The 554-nt window shown below is 70.2% G+C and carries 1 protein-coding gene; it reads right to left on the bottom strand.

Translation table 11 applies throughout. The features are described from left to right. On the bottom strand, positions 1-227 hold a 227-nt coding region (locus ACIKT0_RS19805; RefSeq protein WP_407106952.1), incomplete at its 3' end, for a hypothetical protein. Positions 228-554 lie beyond the last annotated feature (327 nt).

The raw sequence follows: 554 nt of genomic DNA, 5'->3' as shown, positions 1-554 counted from the left end.
GCCGCGGCGTCCCGCAGTTCGAGCGCGCGCCCGAAGCGCAGCAGGACGCCGAGCGCCACCGCGGAGGCGAGCGCCAGCGGCGGATGCGCGCCGGCGCCGTCCTCATAGAGACGAGAGGTGGCCAGCGCGGCTGCGTAGCAGAGAGGCAGGGCCGCGGCCTGGGACGAGATGAACGCGCCGAACCGGCGCAACGCGGGCGCAATGACATTCCGGGGGTACGCGAACATGGCGGCCTCTTGGACGTCATCCTCTACGTGGCGCACCGCTAAACGGGCGTTTTCGAGAGGCGTCAAATTTGACCTAATTTCGCCGATTGCCGGGTTTCACCCCCTCGTGAGCGCGCCGCGCGTAAGACAACCCGTGGCTTCCGACGTAGTTCCGGTTTCAAGGGAACGAAGGAACGCCGATGCCGCTGCTCCATGACCGCGCCGGACGCTTCTCGCCGCTGCTCGCGCTGACGCTGCTCGGACTGCTCGCGCCTGCCGCGTGGCTGGCCGTTCGGGCGCTGCACGGCGACTTCTCGGGCGGGGCCGCCATGCCGCGCGTCCCTCCGG

The organism is Hansschlegelia beijingensis, assembly GCF_045505405.1.
GTDB lineage: Bacteria > Pseudomonadota > Alphaproteobacteria > Rhizobiales > Methylopilaceae > Methylopila > Methylopila beijingensis_A.
This window is presented reverse-complemented; position numbering and strand designations above follow the sequence as displayed.